The organism is Larkinella soli, assembly GCF_003703975.1.
Lineage (GTDB): Bacteria > Bacteroidota > Bacteroidia > Cytophagales > Spirosomataceae > Larkinella > Larkinella soli.
The window spans coordinates 554,395-581,380 of sequence record NZ_QTJY01000001.1; the positions used below are offsets into that span (position 1 = coordinate 554,395).

The 26,986-nt window shown below is 55.3% G+C and carries 24 protein-coding genes; 8 read left to right on the top strand and 16 right to left on the bottom strand.

The genetic code is table 11. From position 1 onward, the window contains the following. Positions 1 to 24: 24 nt before the first annotated feature. The 3 genes from pyrG to DX909_RS04305 all read right to left on the bottom strand — a co-directional run bounded on the left by pyrG (position 25) and on the right by DX909_RS04305 (position 3,906). Complete coding sequence (gene pyrG / locus DX909_RS04295) at positions 25 to 1,689, bottom strand: CTP synthase (RefSeq protein ID WP_128543880.1); 1,665 nt, start codon at positions 1,687 to 1,689, stop codon at positions 25 to 27. A gap of 123 nt (positions 1,690 to 1,812) precedes the next feature. Continuing rightward, entirely contained in the window at positions 1,813 to 2,946 is a 1,134-nt protein-coding gene (gene nspC / locus DX909_RS04300) for a carboxynorspermidine decarboxylase (protein WP_128543881.1), read from the bottom strand. 135 nt (positions 2,947 to 3,081) lie between these two features. Further along, entirely contained in the window at positions 3,082 to 3,906 is an 825-nt protein-coding gene (locus tag DX909_RS04305; protein WP_128543882.1) for an energy transducer TonB, read from the bottom strand. 117 nt (positions 3,907 to 4,023) lie between these two features. Between DX909_RS04305 and DX909_RS04310 the strand changes: the two genes are divergently transcribed. Further along, entirely contained in the window at positions 4,024 to 5,442 is a 1,419-nt protein-coding gene (locus DX909_RS04310) for a glucoamylase family protein (protein ID WP_128543883.1), read from the top strand. Between the two features lie 86 nt (positions 5,443 to 5,528). Here the strand turns inward: DX909_RS04310 and DX909_RS04315 are convergent, their stop codons facing one another. Further along, positions 5,529 to 6,737, bottom strand: a complete 1,209-nt coding sequence (locus DX909_RS04315) for a saccharopine dehydrogenase family protein (RefSeq protein WP_128543884.1) — start codon at positions 6,735 to 6,737, stop codon at positions 5,529 to 5,531. Positions 6,738 to 6,978: 241 nt separating this feature from the next. Here DX909_RS04315 and DX909_RS04320 point away from each other — a divergent pair, with 241 nt between their 5' ends. The 3 genes from DX909_RS04320 (at position 6,979) to DX909_RS04330 (ending at position 8,924) form a co-directional block, all read left to right on the top strand. Then, positions 6,979 to 7,410 (top strand): WapI family immunity protein, encoded by a 432-nt coding sequence (locus DX909_RS04320; RefSeq protein WP_128543885.1) that lies wholly within the window; start codon positions 6,979 to 6,981, stop codon positions 7,408 to 7,410. Positions 7,411 to 7,688: 278 nt separating this feature from the next. Beyond that, entirely contained in the window at positions 7,689 to 8,132 is a 444-nt protein-coding gene (locus tag DX909_RS04325; RefSeq protein WP_128543886.1) for a WapI family immunity protein, read from the top strand. Between the two features lie 210 nt (positions 8,133 to 8,342). Beyond that, the gene (locus DX909_RS04330; RefSeq protein ID WP_128543887.1) at positions 8,343 to 8,924 is read left to right on the top strand and encodes a TetR/AcrR family transcriptional regulator; all 582 of its coding nucleotides are present in this window, start codon (positions 8,343 to 8,345) and stop codon (positions 8,922 to 8,924) included. Positions 8,925 to 8,946: 22 nt separating this feature from the next. On the opposite strand, the gene DX909_RS04335 is transcribed toward DX909_RS04330, so the two are convergent. Further along, positions 8,947 to 10,245: an aminopeptidase P family protein gene (locus DX909_RS04335; protein ID WP_128543888.1), complete on the bottom strand. Its 1,299-nt coding sequence runs from the start codon at positions 10,243 to 10,245 to the stop codon at positions 8,947 to 8,949. An 85-nt stretch (positions 10,246 to 10,330) separates the two neighbouring features. On the opposite strand from DX909_RS04335, the gene DX909_RS04340 reads away from it, so the two are divergent. Further along, positions 10,331 to 11,869: a S8 family serine peptidase gene (locus DX909_RS04340; protein WP_128543889.1), complete on the top strand. Its 1,539-nt coding sequence runs from the start codon at positions 10,331 to 10,333 to the stop codon at positions 11,867 to 11,869. A gap of 24 nt (positions 11,870 to 11,893) precedes the next feature. On the opposite strand, the gene rfaD is transcribed toward DX909_RS04340, so the two are convergent. Next, complete coding sequence (gene rfaD / locus DX909_RS04345; RefSeq protein WP_128543890.1) at positions 11,894 to 12,859, bottom strand: ADP-glyceromanno-heptose 6-epimerase; 966 nt, start codon at positions 12,857 to 12,859, stop codon at positions 11,894 to 11,896. Positions 12,860 to 13,157: 298 nt separating this feature from the next. On the opposite strand from rfaD, the gene DX909_RS04350 reads away from it, so the two are divergent. Beyond that, a complete protein-coding gene (locus DX909_RS04350; protein WP_128543891.1) occupies positions 13,158 to 13,574 on the top strand; it encodes a 6-pyruvoyl trahydropterin synthase family protein in 417 nt (138 codons plus the stop codon). Between the two features lie 5 nt (positions 13,575 to 13,579). Further along, entirely contained in the window at positions 13,580 to 14,725 is a 1,146-nt protein-coding gene (lpxB, locus tag DX909_RS04355; RefSeq protein ID WP_128543892.1) for a lipid-A-disaccharide synthase, read from the top strand. On the opposite strand, the gene DX909_RS04360 is transcribed toward lpxB, so the two are convergent. The 5 genes from DX909_RS04360 to DX909_RS04380 all read right to left on the bottom strand — a co-directional run bounded on the left by DX909_RS04360 (position 14,715) and on the right by DX909_RS04380 (position 19,607). After that, positions 14,715 to 15,281 carry a 1-acyl-sn-glycerol-3-phosphate acyltransferase gene (locus DX909_RS04360; RefSeq protein ID WP_128543893.1) on the bottom strand — a complete coding sequence of 189 codons (567 nt, stop codon included), beginning with the start codon at positions 15,279 to 15,281 and terminating at the stop codon, positions 14,715 to 14,717. The two genes, lpxB and DX909_RS04360, sit on opposite strands and share 11 nt — an antisense overlap. Positions 15,282 to 15,322: 41 nt before the next feature. After that, positions 15,323 to 16,468, bottom strand: a complete 1,146-nt coding sequence (locus DX909_RS04365) for a site-2 protease family protein (protein ID WP_128544280.1) — start codon at positions 16,466 to 16,468, stop codon at positions 15,323 to 15,325. Continuing rightward, on the bottom strand, positions 16,431 to 17,096 hold the full coding sequence (locus DX909_RS04370) for an HAD family hydrolase (RefSeq protein ID WP_128543894.1): 666 nt from the start codon (positions 17,094 to 17,096) through the stop codon (positions 16,431 to 16,433). Before DX909_RS04370 ends, DX909_RS04365 begins: the two co-directional genes overlap by 38 nt. A 14-nt stretch (positions 17,097 to 17,110) precedes the next feature. Further along, positions 17,111 to 18,064 carry an acetyl-CoA carboxylase carboxyltransferase subunit alpha gene (locus DX909_RS04375; protein ID WP_128543895.1) on the bottom strand — a complete coding sequence of 318 codons (954 nt, stop codon included), beginning with the start codon at positions 18,062 to 18,064 and terminating at the stop codon, positions 17,111 to 17,113. 106 nt (positions 18,065 to 18,170) lie between these two features. Further along, positions 18,171 to 19,607 (bottom strand): MBL fold metallo-hydrolase RNA specificity domain-containing protein, encoded by a 1,437-nt coding sequence (locus DX909_RS04380; protein WP_128543896.1) that lies wholly within the window; start codon positions 19,605 to 19,607, stop codon positions 18,171 to 18,173. 462 nt (positions 19,608 to 20,069) lie between these two features. Between DX909_RS04380 and dacB the strand changes: the two genes are divergently transcribed. Further along, the gene (dacB, locus tag DX909_RS04385) at positions 20,070 to 21,593 is read left to right on the top strand and encodes a D-alanyl-D-alanine carboxypeptidase/D-alanyl-D-alanine endopeptidase (RefSeq protein WP_128543897.1); all 1,524 of its coding nucleotides are present in this window, start codon (positions 20,070 to 20,072) and stop codon (positions 21,591 to 21,593) included. 25 nt (positions 21,594 to 21,618) lie between these two features. On the opposite strand, the gene DX909_RS04390 is transcribed toward dacB, so the two are convergent. From DX909_RS04390 to DX909_RS04410, 5 genes are all read right to left on the bottom strand, one after another. Continuing rightward, entirely contained in the window at positions 21,619 to 22,080 is a 462-nt protein-coding gene (locus DX909_RS04390; protein ID WP_128543898.1) for a response regulator, read from the bottom strand. Further along, positions 22,031 to 23,524 (bottom strand): sensor histidine kinase, encoded by a 1,494-nt coding sequence (locus tag DX909_RS04395; RefSeq protein ID WP_128543899.1) that lies wholly within the window; start codon positions 23,522 to 23,524, stop codon positions 22,031 to 22,033. The genes DX909_RS04390 and DX909_RS04395 overlap by 50 nt, the downstream gene beginning before the upstream one ends. A gap of 90 nt (positions 23,525 to 23,614) precedes the next feature. Then, positions 23,615 to 24,151 (bottom strand): ATP-dependent protease subunit HslV, encoded by a 537-nt coding sequence (gene hslV / locus DX909_RS04400; protein WP_128543900.1) that lies wholly within the window; start codon positions 24,149 to 24,151, stop codon positions 23,615 to 23,617. 119 nt (positions 24,152 to 24,270) lie between these two features. Beyond that, positions 24,271 to 25,962 carry a pyruvate dehydrogenase complex dihydrolipoamide acetyltransferase gene (locus tag DX909_RS04405; protein ID WP_128543901.1) on the bottom strand — a complete coding sequence of 564 codons (1,692 nt, stop codon included), beginning with the start codon at positions 25,960 to 25,962 and terminating at the stop codon, positions 24,271 to 24,273. 143 nt (positions 25,963 to 26,105) lie between these two features. Further along, on the bottom strand, positions 26,106 to 26,861 hold the full coding sequence (locus tag DX909_RS04410) for an oxygenase MpaB family protein (RefSeq protein ID WP_128543902.1): 756 nt from the start codon (positions 26,859 to 26,861) through the stop codon (positions 26,106 to 26,108). Positions 26,862 to 26,986 lie beyond the last annotated feature (125 nt).

Genomic DNA, 26,986 nt, shown 5'->3' on the forward strand with positions numbered 1-26,986 from the left:
CGCAAAAATACGGCTTTCCCCGGCTTAACCAACATTGGCCGACGTTTCGACCATGCGCTTCTGCTGCGAGTAAACCAGCGACGCCCGCACGAAATGGACGAACAGCGGATGCGGATTCATGACGGTGCTTTTCAACTCCGGGTGGAACTGGACACCCACGAACCAGGGGTGGTTTTTCAGTTCGACGATTTCTACCAGGCCGGTTTCCGGATTGATCCCGCTCGGAATCATGCCTGCCTTTTCAAACCGGGTCAGGTATTCGTTGTTGAACTCATAACGGTGCCGGTGTCGTTCGCTGATCGGGTTCTTCCCGTAAATCTGGGAAGCCATCGAATCCCGCTTCAGTTTGCAGGGGTAGGCGCCCAGCCGCATCGTACCGCCCTTGTTGGTCACCTTCTTCTGGCTCTCCATCATGTCGATAACCCGATGCGGGGTATTTGGGTTCATTTCGGCCGAGTGTGCCTCGTTCAATTCCAGCACATTACGGGCAAATTCGATGCAGGCGCACTGCATGCCAAGACAGATGCCGAAGAACGGAACGCCGTTTTCGCGGGCATACCGAATGGCGTTGATTTTGCCTTCGATGCCCCGCTCTCCGAAACCGGGTGCCACCAGAATACCGTCCAGATCACGTAATTTTTCGGCCACCTGAACGGCGTCGCCGAGCGTTTCGGACTGAATCCACTCGATGTTGACCTTGCATTCGTTCTGGGCCCCGGCATGAATGAAGGCTTCGGCGATGGATTTGTAGGCGTCCCGCAGTTCGACGTACTTCCCGATCAGGCCGATGGTGATGGCATCGGTGGGATTCTTCAGACGGCCCAGAAAGTCCTTCCACGAGTCGAGGTCGGCGTCCTGGTCGTTGTAGATGTCGAGCATATACAGCACCCGCTGGTCGAGTTTCTCCTTCTTCATCAGCAGCGGAACGTCGTAGATGGTTTCGGCGTCGATGGCTTCGATGACCGAGTTGACCTGCACGTTACAGAAGAGAGCGATTTTACGACGGATGTCGGGCGGCAGGGGGTGTTCGGTCCGGCAGACGATGATGTCGGGCTGTACTCCGTTTTCCAGCAGCATCCGGACGGAGTGCTGGGTCGGTTTGGTTTTCAGCTCACCGGCGGAGGCCAGGTACGGCACCAGCGTCAGGTGGATGACCAGCGTATCGGTTTCGCCCAGCTCGAATTTCAACTGGCGGACGGCTTCGACAAACGGGAGCGATTCGATGTCCCCGACGCAGCCCCCGATCTCCGTGATGATGACGTCGTATTCGCCGGTTTCACCCAGCAGGCGGATATTTCGTTTGATCTCGTCGGTAATATGCGGAACCACCTGAACGGTTTTCCCCAGAAAGTCGCCTTTCCGTTCCCGGGTGATGACGTTATTGTAGATGCGGCCCGTGGTGATGTTATTGGCCTGTGAAGTTCCGATGTTCAGGAAACGCTCATAGTGGCCCAGATCGAGGTCCGTTTCAGCTCCATCGTCGGTCACGTAGCATTCGCCGTGTTCATACGGATTCAGCGTACCCGGGTCGATGTTGATGTAGGGGTCGAATTTTTGAATCGTGACCGAGAGGCCGCGAGACTGAAGCAATTTGGCAAGCGAAGAGGCAATGATCCCCTTGCCTAATGATGAAGTTACACCGCCCGTAACGAAAATGTACTTAGCGGTTTTCTGACCGGATTGAGCCATGTCTGAAAACGGAATATCGTTGTTACGGGATGTAAAGGTACGAAGATTTCAGAGGAAAAAGGTAACAACCCGGGGGAAAAAGTTGCCGCCTTCCAATAATCCTCTGAGGCTCACAGCCGCCGTTCAGCTCAGCCGATCCCGGAAGCTTTCGTAACCGTAAGTACGGACGAGCCGGAAGGTTTCATCCTCCTGCCAGATACCAATGGAGGGCAGGTTAACACCGTTAAACGTGGTGGTTTTCACCATCGTGTAATGAATCATATCGTCGAAAATCACCGGGTCTCCGGCCTTCAGGGGGGCATCGAAGGAGTAGTCGCCCATGAAGTCGCCGGCCAGACAGGTCATGCCGCCCAGGCGGTACGTCGGTTTGCCGGCCACCGGTTCGTGGTAGGAGTTCAGAATCCGGGGTTTGTAGGGCATTTCAAGCGTATCCGGCATATGGGCCGCAAAGGAAGAGTCGAGGATAGCGACCTTTATTCCCTGGCTATCAACCACATCCAAAACCGTGGACAGCAGCACGCCCGTCTGCCAGGCAATGGCTGATCCGGGTTCGAGAATCACCTCGACCTGATATTTTTCGCGGAAAGCCCCGAGCAGATCGATCAGATGGCCGGTATTATACCCCTCGCGGGTCATGAGGTGCCCCCCTCCCATGTTGACCCACCGGGCCTGGTGCAGCAGATCGCCAAAGCGGCTTTCGAGCGCTTCGAGCGTCCGCTCCAGCGTATAGGAGTCATTTTCGCAGAGCGTATGGAAATGAATGCCCTCCATGCCTTCGGGCAGGCGGTCGCCGATCAGGTCACGGGTGATGCCCAGCCGGGAACCCGGCACGCAGGGGTTATACATATCGGTCGCCACTTCCGAGTACTGCGGGTTGACCCGGATGCCGCAGGAGACGCCCGAATCCGCCACCCGGTCCCGAAACCGTTCCCATTGGCTCATCGAATTGAAGGTGAGGTGACTGCTTCGCTCCAGCACTTCGTCGAATTCGTCCTCGCGGTAGGCCGGTATGTAGGTGTGGGCCTTCACGCCCATGAACTCGTTCACGAGTTTAATTTCGTTCAGCGAACTGGCCGTAGCTCCGCTGAGATACTGTCTGACCAGCGGAAAAACACTGAACATCGAAAATCCCTTCAGGGCCAGGATGATCTGGATGCCGGCCTGTTTCTGAACCGAGTCGATCAGTTCCAGATTCCGGCGCAGTTTGGCTTCCTCCAGAATGAAGCAGGGCGAGGGAACATTTGAGTACTCAATCATACGGCGCAAAGATAATTGTTGAGTGATAGAATTGTTGAATGATTGAATGGGCTCCGCCAGTTTTAACATTGCGGAGCCCATTCAATCGCTACGGCGAACCGTCATTCAACAATTCTATCACTCAACATTTCCCATTCATTCCATCTGGAACACGATGGGGAGATTATATCTCACCCGCACCGGCCGGCCGGCCTGCTTGCCGGGCTGCCATTTCGGCATTTTCTGGATAACCCGGAGGGCTTCCTCGTCGCACCCGAAGCCGATGCCCTTGATGACGGTGGCCTCCACGATGGAGCCGTCCGTATTGACGATGAACTGCACGAAGACCTTACCGGAAATACCGGCCCGGGAGGCCGCCGGGGGATATTTCAGATTTCTTTCCAGAAACTCCGCGAATTTCGACATTCCGCCCGGAAACATCGGCTGCTGTTCGACGCCGATAAACACCTCGTCCTCCTTGGGTTTGACATCGATGTTTTTCTCGACCGGGGCCGGACCGGCGGTTTCGTTCGGGGCCTCGATTACATCTCCTGCATTAGGATCTCCCTCGACGGTTTTATCGCTGGGGGTGGTTTTTTCGAGGTCGTCGGTCGTCGGAACCACCACTTCCTCCGGTGCGTCGGCCAGCACCTCCGGGGGCAGATACCGGGTCGTCGGCACCTGAACCACCGGTTGCTGGACGGGCGGCAGCACCACCGGCGGTTCTTCCGGCTGCTGAAGCTTCAGGTCTTCCAGAATCACTTCGTTCATGTACTGCTGCGGGTCCTCGGCAGGCTTCAGCCGGTCGTACACGGTGGGAGCAGTCAATCCGGCGGCAAAGAGAAGAATACCGAGCCAGAGCGCCCGTTCCGTATGGCGGGAATACCGTTGGCGGAGATCGTAGGCGCCGTACTGCTTGTTGCGGTTCTCAAAGACGATGTCATTGAGCGTAGGATACCGCAGATCATAGGTCTGTTCCATGGGTTTCAACAGGTATGGTTTGCATACAAATATATATTGGTAAATTATATATACAAGGAAAGTGCTTATTTTTTTACATCCGTTTCTCTCTAACTTTCCGTTCTTTCCCATGACACCATGTTCTCCTTCCTATTCTTTTTGACGAATGACCCTTATATCTCCCGGTTTCGAACGGCTATCCGGTTCCTCCTATTCCTGACGATCGGCCTTTCCGCCGTACAACCGGCATCGGCCCAGAACCGGTCGATCGCCACCTCCCGGCGGTTCCTGGACTCGCTTCAGCGCGACACGTTCCGGTATTTCTGGGAATTGGGCGACAATCCGCATGGCCTGCTTCCGGATCGGCACCCTACGCCTTCCTTTGCCAGTATTGCCGCTACGGGTTTCGGACTGACCGCCTACCTGATCGGCGTCGAGCGGGGATACGTGACCCGTGCCCAGGCCGCCGAACGGGTGGTGCGGACGTTGCGGTTTTTCGCGCGGGCGCCCCAGTCGGCCGATCCGGTCCAATCGACTGGTTTTCGCGGTTTTTTTTACCATTTTCTAGATATGAAAACCGGCCTCCGTTACCGACAGGTGGAGTTGTCGACCATCGATACGGCCCTGCTGCTGGCCGGAATGCTCAGTTGCCAGTCTTACTTCCGCGAAAATTCGACGACGGAAAAAGAAATCCGGTCGCTTACCGATCAGATCTACCGGCGGGTGGAGTGGAAATGGATGCAGGTGCGGTCCCCGTATCTGGCGATGGGCTGGCATCCCGAAAAGGGGGCCATTGACTCGGACTGGAAGGGGTATAACGAAGCGATGATTCTGTACGTGCTGGCGCTGGCTTCACCCACCAACCCGATCGGCGCCGAAGCCTGGTCGTGGTGGACCTCCACCTATGAATGGAAGGATTTTCAAAACATGACTCACGTCAACTTCGACCCGCTGTTCGGCCACCAGTACTCACACATCTGGATCGATTTCCGGGGTATTCAGGATGAATATATGCGCAGGAAAGGCATCGATTACTTCGAGAACAGCCGCCGGGCCACTCTCGCCAACCGGGCTTACTGCATCGAAAATCCGAAGAAGTTCTTGGATTACGGCCCGGATATCTGGGGGCTGACGGCCTGCGACGGCCCAAAAGACACCGTAATCGACGGCCGGGCTTTTTTTTCCTACCGGGCCAGGGGCGCTGCGGCCACCGGAATCGTCGACGACGGTACCATTGCCCCCACGGCGGCCGGCGGTTCGATGCCGTTTGCACCGGAGGAGTGCATCTCCGCCCTGCGGGCCATGAAAACCCGCTATGGTAGCCGAATCTATGGGGAATACGGTTTCAGGGATGCGTTCAATCCCTCCTATCCGAAAGGCTCCGGTACGGACGAAACCGGTTGGTTTGACATCGATTACCTCGGTATCGACAGCGGCCCGATCCTCCTGATGACCGAAAATTACCGAACCAACCTGATCTGGAACCTGATGATGCGCAATCCGACCCTCCGGAAAGGACTCCTGCGGGCAGGGTTTCGGGGAGGTTGGTTAAAGTGAAGTTGAGGAGTCGGGGAGTTTGGGAGTTGAACTGTTACCTGACCCGCTTCGCAACTCCCCAACTCCTCAACGCTTAAATTCCCCGACTATTTCTCCACACTCAACTGCTGCCCCACCTGGTCCTGCACCGGGAGTCCCTGAAGATTCATCTGCTCGATGAACGGATCGGGGTCCATTTCTTCGCAGTTCCAGACGCCGGGCTTCATCCAGACGCCTTTGAGCATCAGCATGGCGCCGATCATGGCCGGAACACCCGTCGTGTAGCTGACGGCCTGGCCGCGCACTTCCCGGTAAGTTTCCGCATGGTTGCAGTTGTTCCAGATGAAGTACGTTTTCTCCTGACGGTCCTTGACGCCCCGGATCTGGCAGCCGATGGAGGTCTGGCCGGTGTAGTTTTCTCCCAGCGTTTCGGGCGCGGGCAGGACGGCTTTCAGAAATTCCAGCGGAACGATATCCATCCCCTGAAACTTCACCGGCTTGATGCTGGTCATTCCCACGTTTTCCAGCACCCGCAGGTGGGTAAGGTATTCCTGCCCGAAGGTCATCCAGAACCGGGCCCGTTTCAGGGTCGGAAAGTTTTTGACGAGCGATTCCAGTTCCTCGTGATAAAGGACATAGGATTCGCGGGGGCCGATTTCGGGGTAGTCGATGGGTTTGTGGATCGACATGGGCGGAATTTCCACCCAGTCGCCGTTTTCCCAGTAGCGACCCGGCTGGGTGATTTCGCGAATGTTGATCTCGGGGTTGAAGTTGGTGGCAAAAGCCTTGCCGTGGCTGCCCGCGTTGCAGTCGATGATGTCGAGGTAGTGCATCTCATCGAACTGGTGTTTGGCGGCATAGGCCGTGAACACCTGGGTTGCTCCGGGATCGAAACCGCAGCCCAGCAGGGCCATGATCCCGGCCATTTCGAACCGCTCCCGGTAGGCCCACTGCCAGCTGTATTCGAATTTGGCGACGTCTTTCGGCTCATAATTGGCCGTGTCGAGGTAATGCACCCCGGTCTCCAGACACGCGTCCATGATCGGGAGGTCCTGATACGGCAGAGCCACATTGATCACCAGCGCCGGCCGGAACTGCTTGATGAGCATGACCAGTTCGGCCACGATGTCGGCATCCACCTGAGCCGTTTTGATTTCGACGCCGTGCATCTCCCGGATCTCGGCGGCAATCCGGTCGCATTTGGAAAGCGTACGGCTGGCGAGCATAATTTCCGTAAAAACATCGGCGTTCATGGCACACTTGTGCGCCACCACACTTCCCACTCCCCCAGCCCCGATAATCAGCACTTTAGCCATTGGTTCTTTCTGATCTTTAAGGATTCGCCAGCCCGACCGGTTCTCCGGAACCGCGGAGGCAACCCGGTTAAACAAATTCGCGCAAAGATAGCTACGTCGGCCGGTTGAAGGGAACCCGGAAGAAAAAAGATTTGATCGGCACAAAATAAAGAAGAAATAAAACCCTTGCCGGTATGCAGGCAATTATTTATATTTGTTAATAAGGCGAGTTAACTCTATAATAATCAACCACTTCGACGTTATGAAACTTAACTGCTCCACCGGTTCGTTCGAACTGCTGATTAAAGGATACGGAAGAAAAAGCACGAACTGGCGGGAGAGGAACAGTCTTCTGTGTGAGTTATCGACTCAATGGCAGGAGGAATCCCATAAACAGTCGGCACCGCTTCATACCTGGGAGATCAATCGCCTGATCAATGGGCTCAAGCTGCTCTGGAAAAGGGCCGTTCCTCATGTGACGCTGACGTTCTCGGAACCCGGCCTGAGCATGGAGGCCGCAGCACTTCCCGATGAGCAGTTTCACCTCCAGATTCAGCTCGACCGGGCGATGGCTCCTTCCTGGCATCCCTACCCCGACTTTCCCCTGCTTCTCGACCTGACCCTGACCCGGAATCAGCTGCGTGAAGCCATCCGCGATCTGTCTTTGCAGCTTTCCAGCTATCCTGAACGCTGACCCAATACGGTCTACGGTCTTGCTGCTTAAACCCGGAACGAATTCAACCTCCTCCCAAACAGACCCCAAACTTTATTTGCCCGAGTAGGCGGAACCGATTTGGTATTCCGGCGGTATTTCGTATATTCGTCTGCGTTAACGACCTGTAAACAGGTTACTTCCGTACTGTTGCAAAGGGTATCAGTCCGGAATTCAAGCAATCAGATTCACGCCGTCCGATCGGGCCGCCCACCTTTTTGAAGTTCACCTGGCATTTCAACCAATTATTCGCCTGAATCATGGTTCTGACCGGTCCGCGCAGCCACTTTGAGCTGAACATCCTCGATTACGAATATAAGACAAGCAATCCTATCGATCTCGACCGGAACTGGCTGCTGGTGGGGCTGAGAACCCGTTGGCAGAACCATGAAGCCACCTTTACCGCCCCCCTTCTACTTACCTGGGAGATCGACCTGCTGATCAAGTGGTTATCCTTTATCGGCTCTACCCGGCGGCCGCTGCCCCGGCTGGTGTTTACCGAGCCTTGTCTGAGCTTCGAGTGCCTTTCCGTGGGCAATTCCGAGTTTCTGATTCAGGTCAAGCTGGACTGTGAAGTTTCCCCCTACTGGCACACCGACCTTTCCTCGGCTTTCTGGCTCCCCGTTATACCTACCCTGAATCAGTTAATGGATGCAGTGACCCTGCTAAAGACCCAGATGGAGAAATTTCCGGTGCGGGCCTGAAAAGTGGAGAATATTGCCAAATAACTGCATTATTGATTCAAATTGGAAAAATCCGGTCCCGTCTATCGTTTTAATATGCTTACTTTGTATAATAAGCTTACTAACTACAAAAATAGTAGCCGGATGTATGAAGCACCCCATGCGTCCGACAAAGAAAGGGAACGTAACAAAGAAATGATTGAAGTCCGTAAAAGGAACCGTTCACAGACCATGGAACGTATTCTCCAGGCTGTGGGTGAAGTAATTGCAGAACGCGGTGCCGAACGAGCCGGCATCAATGCCGTTGCCGAAAAGGCCGGCGTCAACAAAGTCCTGATTTATCGCTACTTCGGAGGGTGGGAAGGTTTGATGGAGCAATTCCTGAAGGAAGGCCATTTCCTGACCACTTATAATGAACAGTTTCTTGCCGGCCTCACCGGTCTGAAAACCGAATCCCCCAACGAGGTCTGGGTTCAATATCTGACCGGGCTGATGAAGGAACTCCGGGAACGAAAGCCGGTCCAGGAGCTACTGAAATGGGAGATCAGCAACCCGACCTCCTCCCTGAGCCAGCGGCTGGCGGTGGTTCGGAACGAATCCTACCGCAAAGTGGTGGAACAACTGGTCCAGGACCGCAGGGAGGAAATCGACCCGGTGGTGGCCCTGCTGGTTTCGGGAATCACCCTGCTGCTGTTGATCGGCCCCTCGCACGGAAAAATCATGAACGTGGACCTGAGCGGTGACGAAGGCTGGCAGCGGATCGAATGCGCCATCCGCCGGATCATTGCCGGGTTGCCGGAGGCAGGCAACTAAGCGTTTTCAGCCCCCTGCTGCCTCATCCCGCCTTCATCAACTCCTCTATTTCCTCCGCTTCCAGCGGGATCGACTCCATCAGATCGATGTTGCCGTCTGCCGTAATGAGGATGTTGTTTTCCAGCCGGATCCCAAGACCCTCCTCCCGAATATAGATACCGGGTTCGCAGGTGAAGACCATACCGGGTTCAAATCGCCGGTATTTGTTGCCGACGTCGTGCACGTCGAGGCCGAGAAAGTGCGACGTGCCATGCATGAAATATTTTTTGTACAGCGGAGCATCCGGGTCCTGAAGCGCTACCTTTTTGGCATCCAGCAGCCCCAGTCCAATCAGTTCGGCCTCCATGATCCGGCCGACCTCCTTATGGTAATCATCCCAGATATTTCCCGGAACCAGTAACTTTCTGGCTTCCCTCAATACCCGCAATACGGCATTGTAAACGTCTTTCTGCCGCTTCGTGAACCGACCGCTTACCGGAATGGTCCGGGTCAGGTCGGCGTTCAGATTGCCGTATTCGGCCGCCACATCCAACAGAATCAGGTCGCCCTCCCGGCATTGCTGGTTGTTGGCGACGTAGTGCAGGATGCAGGCATTGGCGCCGGAAGCGATAATCGGCTCATACGCAAAACCGCGTGAACGCTGCCGGAGGAATTCGTGGGCCAGTTCGGCCTCGATCTCGAATTCCCAGACGCCGGGCTTTACGAAACCGAGCAGTCGCCGGAAGCCGTCTTCCGTAATCCGCACCGCTTCTTTCAGCAAATCCAGTTCCTCGGGCTGCTTGATCGCCCGAAGGGTGTGCATCAGCGGAGCCAGCCGTTCCAGGCGGTGCAGGGGATACCGTTCCTTAAACTGCCGGACATACCGCGCATCGCGGGATTCGACTTCCGACGAGTTTCGGGTATGCTCGTTGGAATTCAGGTAAACCTGGTCGGCCTCGAACACCATATTGATGAATACCGACTCGAACTCGTGCGTCCAGTAAATCGAATTTTTCGGGATCCCGGACGTCCGCACAGCCTCCTCTTTGGTCAGCTTGTGGCCTTCCCACGTTTCGATCAGTTCATTGGTTTCCCGCAGAAAAAGCACTTCCCGGAATCGCTCGTCGGGGTGGTTCGGAAACAGCACCAGGACCGTCTCCTCCTGGTCCACGCCGGAAAGGTAAAACAGATCGTTATTTTGCCGGAAGCCCATCGTCCCGTCGGCGTTGGTCGGCATGATATCGTTGGCATTGAGAACCACCATCGACTTCGGCTTCAGAAGGTCGGCCAGGCGCCGGCGGTTCCGGATAAACAGTTCGTTTGGGATCTGTGTGTATTTCATAACTACCGGACAGGAACACGGAATTCGCCGTGTTCCTGTCAAATTTATTGCGTATTTTAGGCGTAAAATTGAAGGTTTCGCTTTAATGAAAAAAATTGTTGCCTTACTTTTTGGATTAACGGTCGGAATCGCCGGTGGAGCCCAGGCTCAATCCAAATACTGGATCAGGCTGAAGGATAAGCCTTCCGCCGGAACTCCTGCCCTTTCTCCCTCCTCCCTGGCCAAACGGCAGTCGCTCGGCCTGCCCGTCGATGAAACCGACCTGCCCCTGAACCCGGCCTACCTTGAAACCCTCCGCGAACAGGGCGTACGCCCTCTCCTGCGTTCGCGCTGGCTCAACGCGGTTTCGGCGGAACTGACCGACGAGCAGACCCGGAAGATCCAATCCCTGGCCTTTGTTCAGGAAATCGTCGCCATCGACCGGAACCTGATCATCAATAGCCTCGACAACGACATCACCAAAACCCAGCTGGCGCCGGTCATGTCCCAGATTCAGGCCGACGTATTCCGGCGGGCCAACCTGACCGCCCGGAATGTTACCATCGGCGTTATTGATGCCGGTTACTTCGGTGCGGATTCGGCCAGCGCCCTGAAACACATCTTCCAGCGGAACGGCATCCGGGCCGTCCGGGATTACGTCAACCCCAGCCGTTCGAGCGACACCTTCTTTCACTCGCTGGAAACGCTCTCCGACTTCCACGGCACCGAGGTGATGGCCGCCATATCGGGCCATGATCCGGGCGAGAACGTTCAGTACGGTCTGGCGACCGAGGCCACCTTTTACCTGGCCCGGACCGACCACGGCGCCCGGGAATTCCGGGGTGAAGAAGACAACTGGGTAGCCGCGATGGAGTGGATGGACAGCCTGGGCGTCCGGATTATCAACACCTCCCTCGGCTACGCCAAAGGCTTTACGAATCCGAAAGAGAATTATCAACCAAGCCAGATGGACGGACATACCAGCCTGATCAGCAAAGCCGCCCAGCTGGCCGCCGACAAAAAAGGCATTTTGGTGATCGTTTCGGCCGGAAACGAGGGCGACGACCGGGCCTGGCGCATCATTTCGACGCCGGCTGACGCGCAGGGCGTGCTGGCCGTCGGAGCCACCAATAACAAACTCTGGAACCGCATCGGGTACAGCAGCATCGGGCCGGAATTTCTTTCCTACCTGAAACCGAACGTGGCCTGTTACTCGCTCTACGGCACCTCGCTTTCGGCACCGGTCATTACCGGCTTTGCCGCCTGTCTGATGCAGGCCAATCCAAAACTTACCAACAAGGAACTGATCAGCATCATCGAAAAATCCTCCCATCTGTATCCGTACGGAAACAATTTCGTCGGTTACGGGGTGCCCCAGGCTTCCCGGGCGCTGGCACTGGCGAAAGGCCAGACCCTGCCCGCCACCTCCCGAACCATCAGGGCCACCGGGAAAACGTACACCCTCAGCCTGACGGAACATTCCGACGCCATGGTGTCCATTTTTCATAAAAGAGACGGAATGCGGGTCCTCCAGCAGGAAGCAGGCCGGGTTCAGGACGGCAAGCTGATCCTGCGCCGGAACCACGACGAAAAACAGACGACGGTCGACCTGAAAAAGGAAGTAATCGAGGTAATCTGGGAATGAGAAATAGGGTCGAAAGGTAAGGATTTACAGGACCTTACCTTTCGAAAGGAATTGCTTCACGTAATCGTCAATCCCCTCTTCCAGCGAATGAAAAGGCTTTGAATAGCCGATGGAGCGGAGTTTGCTCATGTTGGCCTGGGTGAAGTACTGGTATTTGTCGCGGATGTCCTCGGGGGTGTCGATGAAGTCGATCTGGGGAGTGACGCCCATCGCGTGAAAGGTGTTGGTGGCCAGATCGAGGAAGGTACGGGCCTTGCCGCTGCCGAGGTTGTAGATACCGGAATTTCGTCGCTGGTGCATCAGAAACAGGCAGACATCCACCACATCCTTCACGTAAATAAAATCCCGCATCTGTTCACCGTCGCGGAAATCCGGGTGGTGCGAGCGGAATAAGCGCATCCGGCCGGTCTGGCTAATCTGGCAGAAGGCGTGGTAAATCACCGACGCCATACGGCTTTTATGGTATTCGTTGGGCCCGTATACGTTAAAAAATTTAAGGCCGGCCCAGAAGAAGGGCCGTTGCGGCTGTTCCAGCACCCAGTTGTCGAATTCATTTTTGGAGTCGCCGTAGGGGTTCAGCGGCTTCAGCTGCGGAATCAGCGATTCATTGTCGTCATAGCCCAGTTCGCCCAGACCGTAGGTGGCGGCCGAGGAGGCATAGACCAGCGGAATCTGGTAGGCGATGCATTTTTCCCAGATTTTCTTCGAATAGTCGACGTTCAGGTGTTCAAATATCCGGCGGTCGAACTCGGTCGTGTCCGTCCTGGCACCGATATGAAACAGAAACTCGACCTCGTGATAATTGGAATCCAGCCACTCAAAAAACTCTTCCCGGTCTACCCGTTCGTGAATGCGTTTTCCTTCGAGATTATGGAGTTTTTCCGGACGTGAAAAGTCATCGACGGCAATAATAACATTGAAATTTTCCTGATTCAGCTTTGAAATCAGGCAGCTCCCGATGAAGCCGGCTGCGCCCGTAACAATAATCATACTCTGTAGAAGTGAGCAACGATTGTTTTAGGTAAATAAAAACAGGTAGGTTGGCAAGAGTAAACTGGCTGTAAAGTTACATCTTATCCCTGCAGGAACCTATCCACCATTTAAGGAAAAAATTGCAATATTCTAATTCCACCCTTCGTCTGTTTTCATGCGCAGGTCTTCGGTTTTCAGGGAATTAATCTTCCGGCTTACGCATCTTTTCGGTAGATTTTTGTTAAACGAAGGAAGACCGTAATTTTGCAGACAAATTCAGGACGGGACGGCCCGAAGCCGCCGACCTGCCGAAGCAATGGTATACATTAGCAGAAAAGAACATTTTAATGCGGCCCACCGGCTTTACAACCCGCTGTGGTCGGAGGAGAAGAATCAGGAAGTCTTCGGACCCTGTGCCAATATCAACTGGCACGGCCATAACTTTGAACTGATTGTCACCGTTAAGGGCCAACCCAACCCGGATACGGGCTTTGTGATCGACCTCAAACTGCTGGGCGACATCATCAAACGGGAAATCATCGAGAAAGTAGATCATAAAAACCTGAACCTCGACGTCGATTTCATGCACGGCAAAATGGCCAGCTGTGAGATCTTCGTCGTCGAAATCTGGAAGATTCTCGAAAAGACTCTCGAAGCGGTCACCGAAGCCCGGCTGCATCAGATCCGGCTTTACGAAACCCCCAGGAATTACGTCGATTATTTTGGCGAATAATCCGGATGACCTACTACCTCATAGCCGGAGAACGGTCCGGCGACCTTCACGGCGGCAATTTGATCCGGGCCATCCGGCATCATGACCCCGAAGCCCGGTTTCGGGCCTGGGGTGGGGAGCAGATGGAGGAGGCCGGCGCCACGCTGGTCCGCCATTATCGCGAAATGGCCTTCATGGGCTTTCTGGAGGTCGTTCAGAATCTGGGAACCATCCGGAAAAATCTGAACGACTGCCGGAAAGATCTTCTGGAAAGCCGGCCGGATGTTCTGATCCTGATTGATTATGCCGGATTTAACCTCCGGATGGCCCGGTTCGCCAAACGGCAGGGTATCCGGGTTTTTTATTACATCTCCCCAAAGGTCTGGGCCTGGAACCAGAAACGCGCCCTCAAAATCAAGGCAACCGTCGACCGGATGTTCGTCATCCTGCCGTTCGAGGTCGATTTCTACCGCCGGTTCGATTATCAGGTCGATTACGTGGGCAATCCCCTGATGGACGCCATTGCGGCCTTTCGGCCCGACCCTCGGTTTCTGCCGGAAACCGGTCTTGCCGCAGACGGAAAGCCGATCGTTGCCCTGCTTCCGGGAAGCCGCCGGCAGGAGGTGACCGGGATCCTGCCGGTAATGCTCGCTGCCTCCAGGCAATTTCCTGACTATCAGTTTATCGTGGCCGGCGTCAGCAATCTGCCCCGTTCTTTGTACGACCCGCTTCTGGCCGGCTATCCGGATGTTCCGCTGGTCATCGATAAAACCTACGATCTGCTGACGGTTTCGACAGCCGCCCTGGTGACTTCCGGGACGGCCACTCTGGAAACCGCCCTGCTGAATATTCCCGAGGTAGTCTGCTACCGGACGTCCTGGATCTCATTTCAGATCGCGAGCCGGCTGATAGCGGTTTCCTACATCTCCCTCGTCAACCTTATTCTGGACCGGGAAGCCGTCCGGGAACTGACGCAAGAGGGTCTGTCTCCCGAAAATGCAACCGTGGAGCTGAAGAAGATTTTGCCCGGAGGGCCGGAACGGGAACGCCAGCTGACCGATTATGCCGAGTTGCAGAAAAAAGTCGGCGGGCCGGGAGCATCCGAACGGGCCGGGATCCTGATGGTAAACCACCTGAAAGAATTAAAAAGGGATACGCCGGTCAACCGATGATACCGGTTTCTTCATACCGTTTCAGCCAGTCTTTCCGTTTGCCCTGAATGGAGCTGAAAAACGCGTAGATGGGTCGCATATCGGTCTCAAAATCACCGGTCATGTACATCGGTTCGCTCAGGATAACCGACTTTCGGGGATAATCCACCCCGACCAGAATCAGGGGTACGCCGGACTTCAGTGCGATGTAGTAAAAGCCGGTTTTCAACTTCTGCACGTTGCTGCGGGTTCCTTCCGGCGTAATGCAGATATGCAGCCGGTCGGTTTGCTGAAGGACGTCGACCACCACATCCACCATATTGGTGGCCCGGCTCCGATCGACAGGCTTACCGCCCAGGGCTACAAAAAACCAACCCGAATACCATTTGAACAGCTCTTTTTTGGCCAGGTACCGAATCCAGATGCGGGTTTCGGCCCGGGCACCCACCCCAACCAGAAAATCCCAGTTGGAATTATGCGGTGCGAGGGTCCAGATGCCCTTCGGAATGTCGGGTACAGGACCGATAAGCTTCCATCCGGCCAGTCTGTACACCCATCTTGCAAAAGCGCTGAACATACGTTTACGATCCGGCCGGCGGCCGGCGGTTTATCTGGATGTCAACCCGTTACGAACGGTTTCGGACTGAAACACAGGATAAAGATAAGTAATGCCAACCATCCCAGCACTTTTCGGGTCGGATCGAGCGGTTTTTCATCCATCGTCTCCGGGTGGTAAACCCCCAGGAACCGGCCCAGGATCAGGATAAACAGCAGAAAACCGGGGTATCCTTCGGCGGTGGGCCAGATCAGCGACACCACAAACTGTCCGGCCACGACGCTCAGCGCTAGCAGCAATGCCGTGGTCCGGTTGTCGTTGATGCGCTGAAAGGAAATATAAAGGGCCAGGATGTAGAGTCCCAGATTTCCCAGTTGGTTGAGGTAATCGAAATCCCCGGTCAAAGCAAAATCGGCGGGTTTGAAGAACCCCAGTCCGGCATAAAACGCAAAACCGACCAACAGAACCGGGGCCACCGTCTGGAAAGCCCGCCGGCCGATCAGCCCGTAGAGAATATGCCCTCCGTCAAGCTGTCCGATGGGAATCAGGTTCAGCGAGGTGAAGAACAGGGCAAAATAGCCGGCAAGGAGGTACGGATAATGAAATATCTCGTATTTGTGCGGAAGCCGGGCCGGGTCGGCCACATAGGTTTTGAAGAACCAGAAGATGGCGTTGTCCCCGAGGGTAAACCGTTCACCGGACGGGATGTTATTATAGGCGAGCCGGGCGAATCCGAGACCAAACTTCTTGTATTCGGGATGAATAGTGAAAATGTACTCCGGGGGCGGCAGGTGGGTAAAACCGTACCACAGTACGACCAGCGCCAGCACGAACCCGGCCAGCGGCCCGGCTATGCCGATGTCGAAGTATTTTTTCCGGCTGCTGACGTAATCCTTTATGCGAATGAAGGCGCCCAGGGTTCCGAGGCTCTGGCCGACACCGAACCAGAGCGGAATATAATACGGCAGGGTAACCCGGACCTGATGGTACCGGGCGGTAAAATAGTGACCGAACTCATGAACCGTAAGGATCGCCAGAAAGGGAACCGAATAGTGCAGCCCATTCCGGATTTCCGCCCAGCCGAGCCCGGAGTTAACATCCAGAAACAGCCGTCCGTACATCCATTCCGTGCCGGCCACCGTCGTACTGACCAGGGTCAGCAGGAACAGACTACCCTGAATAAGGTACGTTCTGGCTCGCGGATTCATCACGCAGATAATCGAGGATCGTCAGTGGGGGCTGCACCTGAACGGCCTTGATTCCCAGTTCGGCGGCCGCCCGGATGTTGTGCGGGTTGTCGTCCAGGAACACCGTTTCTTCCGCCTTCAGACCGGCCGTTTCCAGAACGTGGTTGTAGATCTCCGGTGACGGTTTTGCCAGCCTTACCTCATAGGAATAATACACTTTCTCGAAAAGTTCTTCGAGAGTCGGCTGGCCCAGTTCGCTCAGGATCTGATTGACCCGCACAATGTGAATCCGGCTGGTGTTGCTGAGGAGAAAGAGCCGGTAGCGTTCCCGAAGCTCCAGGATCCGCTGGACCCGTTCGACGGGTAGTTCCAGCAGGACGGTATTCCAGGCGGTGTCGATGACCTCGTCGGCCCAGGAGTCGTTTTTCAGCAGGTCACGGACGTGCCGTCGGAAAGCGGCATCGTCGATCAGTCCGGTTTCGTACTGAAGCGTCAGCCCGTGGTCGCGCCAGAGGTTCTCCACCTCCTCTTCGCTCAGGCCGGAAAGCGTGGCGAAGTTGCGGATCGGTCCCCGGAGGTCGATCGGTATGATGACGTCACCCAGGTCAAAAATGATGTTCTTAATTTCAGGTTGCAGTACGCTTGACATATTCTGTTCGCAGGTTATTCGACAACGACGCCCATCGAGCAGAACTTGTCGATCCGCTGCGAGACGCGTTCTTCGGGGGAGAGCCGGTTCAGTTCCTCCAGCGTATGAAGAATTACCTCTTTCATGTGCCGGGCCATTTCGGCATGATCGGCATGGGCTCCGCCCACCGGTTCCTCGACGATGCCGTCGACCAGCCCGTATTTCTCCATATCCCGGGCCGACAGTTTCATGGCTTCGGCGGCCTGTTCCTTGTAATCCCAGCTACGCCAGAGGATGGTCGAACAGTTTTCGGGGGAGATGACCGAATACCAGGTATTTTCCAGCATCAGAACGCGGTCGCCAATGGCGATACCAAGCGCGCCCCCCGAGGCCCCTTCCCCGATGATGATACAGATCACGGGTACTTTCAGGGAGAACATTTCTTTCAGGTTCCGGGCAATGGCCTCGCCCTGACCCCGTTCTTCGGCTTCCAGACCGGGAAAGGCCCCCGGGGTGTCAATCATGGTAATGATCGGCTTGTTGAATTTCTCGGCCAGCTTCATCAGCCGGAGGGCTTTCCGGTATCCTTCCGGATTCGCCATCCCGAAGTTGCGCTGCTGCCGCTGTTTGGTATTCCGGCCCTTCTGTGTTCCAAGGATCATGACCGTTTGCCCGCCCAGTTCGGCAAAACCGCCCACCATGGCCGGATCGTCGCGAACTGCACGGTCGCCGTGCAGTTCGATGAACTGGTCGCACATCAGGGAAATATAATCGAGGGTATAGGGACGGTCCGGATGGCGGGAGAGCTGAACCCGCTGCCACCGGGTGAGATTTTCAAATATCTCCTTCCGGAGCTTGCTGATACTGACTTCCAGCGATGCGACCGCTTCGCTGACATCCACATTGCTGCTTTCCGCCAGTTTTTTCATTTCTACCAGTCTTGCTTCCAAATCGGCAATCGGTCTTTCGAAATCCAGATACGTCCTCATTCAAAAATCGGTTCACAGGCGAAGGCAATCTGCCCATAGCAGATCACCTGCCCCTATTTCGGTTGGCAAAGTTAGCGGAAAATCCGGTTTGGCAACCCTCCCCTGATCACAACTCGTACGTCTGTCCCTTTTTCGGAATTTCGACCTCCGGAAACCCTTCTTCGACCAGTGTCTGCTGGAAGGCGGACATGCTCGTGAATTCTCCGTGGACCAGGAATACCTTTTTCAGCCGGTCGGGTGTCTGCTGCTTGACGAACCGCAGCAGGTCGTCACGGTCGCCGTGGCCGCTGAATACGTCGGTGCGTTCCACCCTGGCCATGACGGGCAGATCCTTGCCCTTGACGGAGATGGTCGGCTGTCCGTTGAGCAGCCGCCAGCCCAGCGTTCCCTCGGCGCAGTAGCCGATGATCAGGATCGTGCAGTACGGATTACTGATGTTGGTGGCGACGTGGTGTTCGACGCGCCCGCCCTGGACCATCCCCGAAGAGGAAATGATGATGCACGGCTGGTTATAATTGGAAACTTCCTTGCTGGCCTTCGAAGATTCGAGGTACTCGAAGTTTTCGAAATCGAACAGCGATTCATTTTCCTCGAAGTAAGTTTTGGCCTCCTTGTTCAGAATCCGCAGGTTTTTCTGGTAGACTTTCGTGCTTTCCAGCGCCAGCGGGCTGTCCGAGAAGACCTTGATCGGAGGAAATCCCTGTTCGGTATACAGCCGGTTGAGGGTATAGAGCAGCGCCTGGGTCCGGCCGACCGAAAAGGAAGGTATGATCAGGCGTCCGGGAATGTCGATGCAGGTCCGGCGGATGACGTCGGCCAGAACGGCTTCGGGTGCCTGCGCATCGATATGGAGCCGGTTGCCGTAGGTGGATTCGCAGATCAGATAATCTACCGGCGGAATCGTTTCCGGATCGCTCAGGAGCGGATAATTTTTCCGCCCGATATCACCCGAGAAACAGATGGTTTTCTTCTGGCCGTTTTCGTAAACGCTGATCAGGATGTGGGCCGCACCGAGCAGGTGGCCCGCCGGAATAAACGTAACCTCCACATTGTCGGCCAGCTTGAATTTCCGGTTAAACTGAATCGGAACGACGTTCGCCATGGATTCCCGAACCTGTTTTTCCAGAAAAAGATCTTTCTGCAATTCCGCCAGCCGCTTCCGGACGCGCTGTTTTTTGCTTTTGCCGAGTTCGTTCAGGCGTTTCAGATTCAGCGAAGCCGCATCCTGAAGCAGGAGATTCGTCAGGGCGAAGGTCGGTTCCGTACAGAGGATCTGGCCTTCATAACCCTCCCGATAGAGGTTCGGGATGTTTCCGCTATGATCGATGTGCGCGTGGGTCAGTAACACTACGTTAATACCGGAGGCTTCAAACGGAAAAAACCCGGTATCAGATTTCTGGGGCTGGCCTTCCTGACCATTTTGAGCAGACTTACTATCCAGATCGGACCCACAATCGATCAGAATTCTGTAGTCATCGTCGGTTTCCAGGAGAAACATACTGCCGGTCACCTGTCTGGCCGCCCCCCAAAAAGTTAACTTCATTCGATTCTATTGATGCCTTGATTAAAGTGATTTTTCAAGTTCGTGATGAACGGAAAGAGGCTCCAAAAGCCCAATTTTTCCGGTAGAACAACAGAGAAGAGCGTAAAATTCAGACTTCCTATTGCAATAATACGGGATAGAAGGTTCTAATACACCATCGGTTCCTATTTACCTCTTTTCAGGAAACCGATTTTAAATTGAGGTGTTTGGGATTCCGCATTTTCTATGAGGACACTTTCTTTTTGAAAGCGAATCGATTGACCGGTTGAAGCATGGCTTTGGAAAAATAAACGATTTATTTTTCTTCCGGCCAACCCTGGGATCGGCCGCTTTTCCGGCAAAAAGCCATTGATTTCGCTCTGAATGATTTTTCAAACGCCTACCTTTACGGATGGATTCGTTTCCCGGTTTTCCGGACCGGTTTCCAACGGGTTCAGGTTCCGCAATCCAACAGTGTATCCTATGGCCCGATTTTCCATCGGTTTGTTTCTTTTTTTCCTAAGCTTGCAGCCGGTTTTTGCCCAGCCGGCCGATTCCCTGTCCATCGAACGGCTGAAGGAAACGGCCAGTCAGCTGCAGAACAGCCCCCTGGTCCGGAACGGCACCGTGGCATTGTCGGTCCGGCGGGTTCGGGACGGCAGCCCGCTGGTCGAATTTAATGCCGGCCTGAGTCTGCCTTCCGCATCGACCCTGAAACTGGTGACGACGGCCACCGCCCTGGTGGTTCTCGGCGACAACTTTACCTACCGGACGATTCTGGAGTATGACGGCACCCTGCGCGACAGCGTCCTGACCGGCAACCTATACATAAGGGGTTCCGGAGATCCTTCGCTCGGCAGCAGCCGGTTCGCCGAATTCGCGGACGCTCCCACCCTGCTGCGTACCTGGACCGATGCCGTCCGGACCGCCGGAATAAAACGCATTCAGGGTTCCGTCGTCGGGGATGCTTCGGCCGTGCAGACCCTTCCCATTCCGGACACCTGGGTCTGGGGAGACATCGGAAACTACTATGGAGCCGGTCTAAGCGGCCTGAATTTTAACGAAAACCTTTACCGGGCGGTTTTCCAGCCGGCCCGGGCGGTGGGCCAGCCGGCCCGTTTACTCCGAACCGAACCCGCCACCCCGTTTCTCTCCATGCAGAACCGGGTCCGGACGGGTCCGTCGGGGTCGGGAGACGAGGTCATCATTTACAATGCTCCCTTTACCTCCCAGGTCTTTCTGGAAGGCACGGTTCCGGCGGGTCCCAGCGAATTTGGGGTGAAAGGTTCGCTGCCTGACCCGGCCTTTTTCACGGCCTTTGCGCTTCACGAGTACTTGAATCGAAACGGCGTTCCCGTCAGTTCACCCCCTCAGGCCCTGGGGCCCGGCCGGACTGTCGAAGGTACGGTGCCGGAGGCAAATTCAGGTAACCCACCCGGCCGGACCACGATTCATCTCCATACCTCGGTACCGCTGTCGGAACTGGTACGCCTGACGAACCATCAAAGCATCAATCTGTATGCGGAAGCTCTGCTGATCACCGCAGGCAGCGCCATGGCGAAAGGGTCGTTAAAAACGAGTCAGGCCCTTCAACGGGAGGTTCAGTTATGGCAGGGTAAAGGTTTGGATATCAGCGGGTTTCGACCTAAAGATGGAAGCGGTCTTTCGCCCGTCGGTGCCCTCACGGCGGCTAACCTGACGGGTATCCTGGCGGCCATGTCGAAGGAGAAAACCTTCCTGCCCTTCTACGAAAGCATTCCGGTCGTGGGTGAATCCGGGACGGTAAAAAGCCTGGGCAAGGGCACGGCTGCTTCCGGAAATATACGGGCCAAAAGCGGCACCATCGAGGGGGTGCGGGCGTATGCCGGATATGCTACCTCGGCCGACGGCGAACTGCTTGGTTTCACCGTCATCGTCAACAAATACCAACCCGGTTCTTTAAAAGGCGTTATGGGCTACCTGGAAAAAATAATGGCTCAGCTGACGGCGCTTAACGCCTACCCGTAAACGGAGCCGGAAAGGTTTTGACGGCTTAATTACCGTCCCGTCCGCAGGTTTTTACAACATTGAACCAGTATTCGCCGATGGTCTGGGTCACGTCCATTAACCTCTGGAAGGAAGTCGGTTTGGTGATGAAACTGTTGGCGCCCCAGAAATAGGAATTTTCAATATCGTCCCGCGCATCCGAGGTGGTCAGCACGACGACCGGGATGTGGCGGAGGTTACGATCCAGTTTGATTTCCTGCAGGGCTTCTCTGCCGTCCTTTTTGGGCATATTGAGGTCAAGCAGAATCAGTTCGGGGAGCGGATGCCCGGCCGTCTCATACCGCCCGGTTTTCTGAAGGTATTCCATCAACTCTTCGCCATCCTCAACAAAAATCATTTCACTGACGGGAAACTGCTGACGGAAGGCTTCTCGGGTCAGGAAGCGGTCATCCTCATCGTCATCCGCCAATAAGATATGTATTGTTTTCGAGGGGTGCTGTGTTGTCATGTACAGACTGAATTTGCTTTTCGGGTAAGACAATGATGAACTGAGTGCCTATACCAGGCTTGCTGCGGGCCGTGATGTACCCTTTGTGGTAATTGACGATACGCTTACAGATTGCCAGGCCGATACCGGTTCCTTCATAGGCACTTTTTCCGTGTAAGCGCTGGAAGATTTTAAAGATGTGATCGATGTATTTTTCGTCAAAACCAATGCCTTTGTCTTCAATCGTAATCCTATAATACTTTTTACCTGAAATCAGTTCCTCATATTCCTCCCCCCCGACGAATTCCCCCCGGATCGAAATTTCCGCCGGCTGATTGGGTTTGGTGAACTTCAGGGCGTTGGAAATCAGGTTGGAAAACAGGGGATCCATCTGGCTGTGTACCGCATCGATGACCTCCAGATTTCCGATGGAGATCTCCGCGCCATGGGCCCTGATCTTCAACTCCTGATCGTTCAGGACCCCCTGCACTACCTCCGAAAGCCGCACCGGGCGGAACGGTTCTTTTTTGCTGGAGATCCGGGAGAAATTGAGCAGGTCCTTGATCATTTTCGACATTCGCTCCGCCGATTGAAGGATTTTATCCAGATAGACGCTCCCTTCCTGGTTCAGCTGGGCCGAATGGCGGTCCCGAAGCAGATACCCGAACGACTGAATCTTGCGGAGCGGCTCCTGCATATCGTGGGAGGCCACAAAAGCGAACCGTTCGAGTTCCTCGTTGGAAATTTCCAGCAGGCGGATCTTTTCCTGAAGTTCATCCTCGTAGGCCCGAAGCTGGTCTTCGGTTTTTTGCCGGGAATTGAGTTCGTTTTCAAGCAGATTGTACGATACCAGCAGGGTGACCAGGGTCAGCAGAGAAAGAATGAAAATGATGTAAATCGTCTTCCGGTACGACTGCTTGGCTTCCAGCGTATGCTCGCGAAGCAGCCCCTGCTCCAGTTCACTCATTTTTTCGATGGTGTTCCTGACCAGGTCCATCCTCGTATTTGTGGACAGCATGAAGGCGCGGGCAATGGAAGCCGGAACCTTGTTTTCAACGGCCCCAATCTGCCGCTTCACCGAACTGATCGTCCGATCGATCAGGGAGGTTAGGGAATCGGCATTCGCCATCTGGGCCGGATTTTTAGCCACGGCCGTCCGAATGCCTTCCAGTTCGGCTGAAAGCAGGGGGAGTGCTTTCTGGTACTCCTTCAGATAGAGAGGATCGCCCTTCGAAGCCGAATATCCTCGCGCTCCGGTTTCGATATCGGTCAGCAGGGATTGAAGCCGGCTCAGCCGGTTCGTGATCTCATACGTTCTTTCTATTTCCTTGCTTTCCTGGCCGTACTGGTTGTAACTATACAGGGTCAGAGCAAAGCCAAGCGCAATCAGAAACAGTGCGGTAATAAAACCGAAAGTGATTCGCTTACGGACGGCGGTGGGCAGAACGGCTCTGATACCTCTCATATCGTATACTAGGTCATGCGAATATAGCGGATTTCCTCAGGGTTTGCGCAGGGAACCTTTTCAGCTTAGGAACTGGACCCTTTCACTGAATTAACGGATGGTTTCTACCGTCAGATTATGGTTGGTATAAATGCAGATATCAGCGGCAATATGCAGACTTTCCCGGACCATTTCCTCCGCCGTCAGCTGAGGTGCGTGTTTTTTCAGGGCTACGGCGGCCGACTGGGCAAACATGCTTCCCGACCCGATGGCCGCAATCTGGTTGTCCGGCTCCAGCACATCCCCGGTTCCGGAGATAATCAGCATATCTTCCTTATTGGCGACGATGAGCATGGCTTCGAGCCGCCGGAGATACCGGTCGGTGCGCCAGTCTTTCGCCAGCTCGATGGCCGCCCGCTTCAGGTTACCACCATATCCGTTGAGTTTTTCTTCAAACCGTTCGATCAGCGTGAAAGCATCGGCGGTGGAACCGGCAAAACCCGCCAGAACTTTCCCGCCCATCAGGCTCCGCACTTTGCGAACGTTGCTTTTGGCGACCGTATTGCCCATCGTGGCCTGGCCGTCCGCTCCAAGAGCGATTTCCCCGTTATGAAGAATGCCGACGACGGTTGTTGCGTGTATTTTCATGGATAGTAAATGTTAATCGCCGGTCTGCCAAGCAAATAGGTCAGAAGGAACCCTGTCTTTCAAACGGCGTCCCTCCTGACCTACCTGAATTTGCGAACGGGCCTGAATGCAATGACTGATTAAACCAGCATCTTCATCGGATCTTCGAGGAACCCTTTGAACGTCTGCAGGAAGGCGGCTCCCAGTGCCCCGTCGACGACGCGGTGGTCGCAGGAAAGCGTCACCTTCATCACGCTGACGGGTTTGGCGACTTCGCCCTCGAACCGAACCGACTGCCGGATCGCTCCGACGGCCATGATGCAGGAATCAGGCGGGTTGATGATCGCCGTAAATTCTTCAATGCCGAACATCCCAAGGTTGGAAATCGAGAAGGTGCTGCCTTCCCAGTCTTTGGGCTGAAGCTTGCGATCCTTGGCTTTTCCGGCCAGATCCTTCACCTCGGCCGCGATGGTCGACAGGGTCTTCTGGTCGGCATTCCGGACCACCGGCACCAGGAGGCCTTCATCGATGGCCACCGCCACCCCGACGTTGACGTACCCGTACCGCCGGATTTTATCGCCCAGCCACGAAGCGTTGACGGCGGGGTGCTGCTTCAGGGCAAGGGCCGCTGCCTTGATGACGAAATCGTTGAAGGAAATTTTGACCGGGCTGACCTCGTTGACCTTTCCGCGCAGTTCGACGGCCTTGTCCATATTGATCTCCATCGTCAGGTAGAAATGCGGAGAGGTATACATACTCTCCGACAGACGCCGGGCGATGGTTTTCCGCATCTGACTGACCGGAATATCCTCGTACTGGCCTCCGGCCGGTACAGGCTGCGGAGCCGGGGCAGGCGCTGGTGCCGACGGGGCTGCGGGCTGGCCGGCAGGTTGCGGAGCGGCCGCCGGTTTGGCCTGGGGCTGGAAGCTCTCCACATCCTTTTTCACGATCCGGCCCTCGGGACCGGAGCCGGGCACTTCGGCAATATTGATTCCTTTTTCCTCCGCAATGCGTTTGGCCAGGGGCGAAGCGAAGACGCGGCCATCATGACCGTTGGCGGACGCGGTTTCAGCCTGGTGAGCGGCCTGAGGGGCGGCTTCCTGCGCCGGTGCCGGTTGGGGCTGGGCTGCCGGAGCCGGCTGACCACCACCCTGAATCAGCACCTTGAAATCGGCCCCTTTTTCACCGACCACGGCGATCACTTCGTCTACGGCGACAGCCTGACCTTCCTTCACGCCGATGTAGAGGAGTGTTCCCTCTTCGTAGGCTTCCAGATCCATGGTCGCCTTATCGGTTTCGACTTCGGCCAGCACATCGCCGGCTTTCACCGTATCGCCTTCCTTTTTATTCCAGGCCACGATGGTGCCTTCCGTCATGGTATCGCTCATCTTCGGCATCCGGATCACCGATGCGTTGACGTTCGGAGCGGGGGCGGCTGAAACGGCCTGGGGAGCGGGTGTCTGCGAGGTAACCTGGGAGGTATCGGCCCCGTTCGGGCTGGGGACTGGACCGGCCGGCTTTTCGGCAGGGGCTTCGGCTTTGCCGTTTCCGTTGGAGGAACCACCCCCTTCCAGCAGCGGTTTATAATCTTCACCGGCCTTCCCGATCACGGCGATCACGCCGTCGATGGGTACGGCCTGCCCTTTTTCCACACCGATGTACAGCAAGGTTCCTTCTTCGTAGGCTTCCAGATCCATGGTCGCCTTATCGGTTTCGACTTCGGCCAGCACATCGCCTGACTTGACCGTGTCACCCACTTTTTTATGCCATTCAGCGATGACACCCTCGGTCATGGTGTCGCTCATCTTCGGCATTCGGATTAATTCTGCCATATGCGGTTTTGATGCGAGAAATTCTGTAGTTCTACTTCAAGTGTCCAAAATTAGGGGAAACCATGTAAAGTTGGTTACCTCGGGACGAAGTTTCCAAATCCCGCCCTTGCAAGGCCCTGACTTCGGGATCGAACCGGGCAGAATCAGCGGTCCAGCGCCTGAACCTGTTTCAGGTATTCGGCCGGAAGCAGGGCCCGCTGGGTCAGCGTTCGCAGCTGAAGGCGGTTCAGCAGTTTGTATAACCAAACGGTATAGGCCAGCAACGGTTTTTCGGGAAGTGGCAGCAGGTTCTTCACGGCGGCCGGCACCAGAATGGCCTGGGCCTGCAACAGGAGATCATACCGCCAGTTTCCCAGTTCTTCCCGATACCGCCGAAAAAGTTCATCGGTATAAGGGCTTCGAACCAGGTCACGGTCCAGGTGAGTCTGCCGGTCGGGGAGCCATTCCGTAAAGGTTGCCGGAAGGTCCGGGATTCCCATGCCTTCCCCGACCCGCCGGAACACGTCGAAAAGCTCGCGGTGCTCCGGCTGCGTCAGCGGTCGATGCAGCAGTTCAAAGGCCCGGGCGGAATAATCGATGAGCATATACAGGACGTCCCGGTAGGCCCAGTCCGGAATGTGGTCGCCCCGGCTTTTCTCGACTCCTGCATGAATGGCCCGCATCCGGCCGATGGCCTCCATGGCCTTTTCCTGCGGCATGAAAACGATTTCCTGCGCATATTTCACCGTGGAAAACAACCGGCCGATCGGGTCGGCGGGCAGCTTCCCGGTAAAAAACAGCCAGTCTACCGCCCGGTTGACCGCAAACTCGGCCGCCCCGCCGGCAAAGATGAGCAGAATGACATCCGCATCCCCCCATATTCTCTTGACGATGGAATCCTCCCGGACAAAAAAACGCATGATTCTGAATCAGTTCTTATTCCAAAACAAATCCATTCGGTCCTTTATTTACTGATTTGTTTTGGCGTTAAAAAAATTGATTTCATTTTTATTCGGACAACTAACCTTATCACCATTAATAATTA

Bases quoted from the DNA above. Each gene is read 5' to 3' on its own strand.
- pyrG (WP_128543880.1), bottom strand. From the start codon at position 1,689: ATGGCTCAATCCGGTCAGAAAACCGCTAAGTACATTTTCGTTACGGGC.
- nspC (WP_128543881.1), bottom strand. From the start codon at position 2,946: ATGATTGAGTACTCAAATGTTCCCTCGCCCTGCTTCATTCTGGAGGAA.
- DX909_RS04305 (WP_128543882.1), bottom strand. From the start codon at position 3,906: ATGGAACAGACCTATGATCTGCGGTATCCTACGCTCAATGACATCGTC.
- DX909_RS04310 (WP_128543883.1), top strand. From the start codon at position 4,024: ATGTTCTCCTTCCTATTCTTTTTGACGAATGACCCTTATATCTCCCGG.
- DX909_RS04315 (WP_128543884.1), bottom strand. From the start codon at position 6,737: ATGGCTAAAGTGCTGATTATCGGGGCTGGGGGAGTGGGAAGTGTGGTG.
- DX909_RS04320 (WP_128543885.1), top strand. From the start codon at position 6,979: ATGAAACTTAACTGCTCCACCGGTTCGTTCGAACTGCTGATTAAAGGA.
- DX909_RS04325 (WP_128543886.1), top strand. From the start codon at position 7,689: ATGGTTCTGACCGGTCCGCGCAGCCACTTTGAGCTGAACATCCTCGAT.
- DX909_RS04330 (WP_128543887.1), top strand. From the start codon at position 8,343: ATGGAACGTATTCTCCAGGCTGTGGGTGAAGTAATTGCAGAACGCGGT.
- DX909_RS04335 (WP_128543888.1), bottom strand. From the start codon at position 10,245: ATGAAATACACACAGATCCCAAACGAACTGTTTATCCGGAACCGCCGG.
- DX909_RS04340 (WP_128543889.1), top strand. From the start codon at position 10,331: ATGAAAAAAATTGTTGCCTTACTTTTTGGATTAACGGTCGGAATCGCC.
- rfaD (WP_128543890.1), bottom strand. From the start codon at position 12,859: ATGATTATTGTTACGGGCGCAGCCGGCTTCATCGGGAGCTGCCTGATT.
- DX909_RS04350 (WP_128543891.1), top strand. From the start codon at position 13,158: ATGGTATACATTAGCAGAAAAGAACATTTTAATGCGGCCCACCGGCTT.
- lpxB (WP_128543892.1), top strand. From the start codon at position 13,580: ATGACCTACTACCTCATAGCCGGAGAACGGTCCGGCGACCTTCACGGC.
- DX909_RS04360 (WP_128543893.1), bottom strand. From the start codon at position 15,281: ATGTTCAGCGCTTTTGCAAGATGGGTGTACAGACTGGCCGGATGGAAG.
- DX909_RS04365 (WP_128544280.1), bottom strand. From the start codon at position 16,468: ATGAATCCGCGAGCCAGAACGTACCTTATTCAGGGTAGTCTGTTCCTG.
- DX909_RS04370 (WP_128543894.1), bottom strand. From the start codon at position 17,096: ATGTCAAGCGTACTGCAACCTGAAATTAAGAACATCATTTTTGACCTG.
- DX909_RS04375 (WP_128543895.1), bottom strand. From the start codon at position 18,064: ATGAGGACGTATCTGGATTTCGAAAGACCGATTGCCGATTTGGAAGCA.
- DX909_RS04380 (WP_128543896.1), bottom strand. From the start codon at position 19,607: ATGAAGTTAACTTTTTGGGGGGCGGCCAGACAGGTGACCGGCAGTATG.
- dacB (WP_128543897.1), top strand. From the start codon at position 20,070: ATGGCCCGATTTTCCATCGGTTTGTTTCTTTTTTTCCTAAGCTTGCAG.
- DX909_RS04390 (WP_128543898.1), bottom strand. From the start codon at position 22,080: ATGACAACACAGCACCCCTCGAAAACAATACATATCTTATTGGCGGAT.
- DX909_RS04395 (WP_128543899.1), bottom strand. From the start codon at position 23,524: ATGAGAGGTATCAGAGCCGTTCTGCCCACCGCCGTCCGTAAGCGAATC.
- hslV (WP_128543900.1), bottom strand. From the start codon at position 24,151: ATGAAAATACACGCAACAACCGTCGTCGGCATTCTTCATAACGGGGAA.
- DX909_RS04405 (WP_128543901.1), bottom strand. From the start codon at position 25,962: ATGGCAGAATTAATCCGAATGCCGAAGATGAGCGACACCATGACCGAG.
- DX909_RS04410 (WP_128543902.1), bottom strand. From the start codon at position 26,861: ATGCGTTTTTTTGTCCGGGAGGATTCCATCGTCAAGAGAATATGGGGG.